This is a genomic window from Cellulomonas sp. NPDC057328, from assembly GCF_042667215.1.
In the GTDB taxonomy this organism is placed as follows: domain Bacteria; phylum Actinomycetota; class Actinomycetes; order Actinomycetales; family Cellulomonadaceae; genus Cellulomonas.
The window spans coordinates 1-3,275 of the sequence record NZ_JBHUZW010000198.1 but is presented as its reverse complement, the minus strand read 5'-3'; the positions used below and the strand labels follow the sequence as shown (position 1 = coordinate 3,275).

Genomic DNA, 3,275 nt, shown 5'->3' with positions numbered 1-3,275 from the left:
GCCCCGCACCCGGTCGGGTGCGGGGCCGTGCGCGACGTGCCGGCGGCTCAGACGACCTTGCCGACGCCCTCCTCGAGGCCGTGGCCGTTGTGGCCCGGCGTCGTCTTCTGCACCTGGCGTGTGCACACTCCACGCCGTTCCACGGACGCCTTGACCTGCGCGCGGAAGCTCGAGGGACGGCCGCTCCCGAGCAGGGAGGCCTCCAACTCACCGAGTCCCGCGGAGCTCGCAGCGCCGGGGAAGTGCGTCACGCAGCCCTATGGGGCCACCACGGCACGCCCCTAGACGCATGGACGTCGGTGCCCAACCGCGACGGCGACTTTGACGAGCGTCAACCTCGTCAGCCGAGGGGGCGCGATCGCGCGTAGTGCCTCGAGGTGCCGTCATCGCTCCTACGCCTGCGCTGCGCGGCCACGACCCAGCCGATGCTGCCGATCAGGGGCTCGGCTCGGTTGCAGCGCCGTCGCCAAGCCATGTTTAAGAGCACGCTTGTTGGCCTCGTGCTCAGGTGCGTCATCCGCGGCACGCTGACTCATGCGCAGTAGAGCGATCGTCGCTCCACGGGCGCACACGACGACCACCGGTAGCCGCATCGTCGGGACCGCGAACTCTGCGACCAGCCACGGTAACTTCCGGACGTCGTTGTCCATGGCGTGCACCGAAGCGCCTGCAAGGCGCGGACCGGGATAGTTCCGACGTGGCTGCCTCTACTTAGCGGACGGTCGCGTCACCCCGGATGCTGCGGCACTTGTTGCAGTACCAGTCTTGATCGTTATCAACCACCGAACGTTCGATGCTCGGACGACGTCGCATCGCTTCCGTGCACACAGGGCAGATACCGAGTGCAACGCTCGCCGCGTCCTGGGATACCTCGCAACCGCGATCGCAGCGGACGCGACTCACCACGTGCACGTTTCCCTGGAGAGCATCGATGTAGCGCACGGCGGCCGTGGCGTTTCCGCCACACCTTGGACAAGCGAAGTCCTTGACGCGGTCCACGACAGACATGCGCAACCCCTCCTTGTCGCAGTCCTCTCACCGGTCATCGGAGCGTACGCCTGGTGCGGTCGCGAGTCTCGGGTGAACGTGGTCGACACATCATTCAGCGCCCCGGGGGGTGCGTGCACACCCGGATCACGCTCTGGGCAGGGGAACGCGCTTCGCGACGCACCTGACCTCTCAGACGAGACCCTGCTTCTCGAGCTCCGTGTAAAACCGGACGAACGACTTCATCATCGGGTCGCGAAACGTACTGACGTTATGAACTCGTCCCCCTTCGTGCCGGGTGACGTCCACTAGAACACTGTCGGACCCTGTCTTGAGATGGCGCAGAGGCCCGGACAGCGCGGTCTGCTCGACCCGAGAGCCGAGGTTCTGCTCGATTCGCTCACGGATCTGCTCCAACTCCGGGTAGTCCATCTCAAGTTGGGACATGGCGACGAGAATCTGCTTGCGGTAACGCTTGGGGCCCGTGTGCTCGATGGCTTTGGTGTACGCCTCGTTGAGCCGGCTCGTGTTCTCCTCCAAGTACGTACTGATCGCCTTGCGGTACGCAACCTCCGTGACTTGGTCCTCGCCCGCGTTCACGGTCGCGTCGGCCATGTCGAGACAGATTGACTGCAAGAGGGAAGGGGCGCCGGCTGCGGTCCGGACGACCGTGGCCACTAGGTCCTCGGGGATGGCGAGCCGCAGAGTCTCGAAGCCGGTCTCGATCAGCCGACGCGCCTCTGTGTCCGTCATCGTCGGCAGCCGATGCTCCTTGACGAACCTATCGATGCCAGCATCGACACGCACCAACGTCGTGGCGTCAGCGGACGTGCCGATCAGCACGAGCTGTGGCCAGCGCTCCTCTTGACCGTGCGTTGCCTTCACCAGGTCCGCCAGCCCCTCACGGAACGCTGCTGAGGCTCGATGGAGCTCGTCGATGACGATCGTGAGCTCGTACTCCGCGAGCAGTTCGAGGACGCGGTTGTCGGTTGGCGACTGCACGACGAACTCCTCGGTCGTCTGCTTGGCCCTCGACGCTTCGCCACCAAGGTCAACTATGAAGCTCGCGCCGGCCTTGCCACTGGCAGAGGTTGTGCTCACCTCGGAAGTCTTCACAGTGGCACCGATGTGCTCAAGCGCGGTCCTAAGCACATCCGAGATGGTCTTACCAGCAGCTGACGCAATGTAGACCAGACCGTCGTCGAACCCGCCGTCGCGCAGCGACTTGCGTACCACCGTGGTCTTGCCGACGCCGTACTCGCCGTAGATGAGCGGTACCTGTCCACGCGACAGGAACCGGCCGATCTTCTCTTCGGCCTCAGCTCGGGGCACGTACGCGTTGTGCTCGCGTAGGGGCAACTGGGTGGGCGTGAAGACCTCGCTTGGCTTCGGTGTGGGACGACCAAACATGGCGTGACCGTACCGTTCTCGCGACCACTGTGGACGTTCCTGTGCCATGGGCGCGCCCGACTCGGCGAAGAGAGTGGGCGGCAGCCGCCCTACGCCCGACCACGCAAGAGGTACGGCTTCGCTGCACGCCTAGCCCGCGACCTCCGCGCGGTCACCCCTCCCAGGAACAAGTGGTGCCGCTAGCGGAGGGCACGGCACGCTAGGAGGCGAGGCGCGGATCGAGCGGCGGCTGTCAGGGACGGCGTGCGTGCTCCGCGTGGAGACTCTCGCGCCAGCCGGGTGGCGGCGGCCACTGGACGCCCCACTCGGCAAGCACCTCCCGGCTCCACCCACCGCCAGGAGACTTCCGGTACTCAACCTCGGCCGGAGAGGGCACCCCTCGTCGGCGTCCACGCTGAAAAGCCGCTTCGCGCTCGAGCATGGCGCTCGACGGAGTCAAGAGGCGTTCGAGTCTCCTGCGCCGCTCCGGCGTCAACGGCGGGGCGGTCGCGAGCACTCGGTGGAACGCCCGCACCTCCTCGATGTGGCCGGAGTCCAGCCGCGCGATCGCCTGGGCTGGGGTGCTCGCCACGACGACCGTCCCACAGGCGCAGGCGATCTCCCAACCGTCTGAGTCGAGGCGCGGCTCGGTCGCCTCGTGCCCGGGCGGGTTGCGATGGCCGGTCCGACGTTGCACGGCGACCCCTCTCTGACGGGAGACACGACCTGGGCGGTCGTCCACTTGGGCCGAAGCCTCCCTGCATCGGCCCGCGATGTCGAGGCCGACCGGCCGACTTCGACGCCAGCGCAGCCGCAACAGCGCGTCAGCCACGCCATCGACGGCGTCCTCAACACCTCACCGAAGCGACGAACGCGCTGGTCGCCAGGCTGTGCCTGGC

General features: G+C 66.8%; 2 protein-coding genes. Both read right to left on the bottom strand.

Annotated features, from left to right (window positions below; genetic code table 11):
* Positions 1-47 precede the first annotated feature (47 nt).
* A complete protein-coding gene (locus ACFUMH_RS18865) occupies positions 48-251 on the bottom strand; it encodes a hypothetical protein (RefSeq protein ID WP_378209126.1) in 204 nt (67 codons plus the stop codon).
* Between the two features lie 928 nt (positions 252-1,179).
* On the bottom strand, positions 1,180-2,397 hold the full coding sequence (locus tag ACFUMH_RS18860; protein WP_378209124.1) for an AAA family ATPase: 1,218 nt from the start codon (positions 2,395-2,397) through the stop codon (positions 1,180-1,182).
* Positions 2,398-3,275: the final 878 nt, after the last annotated feature.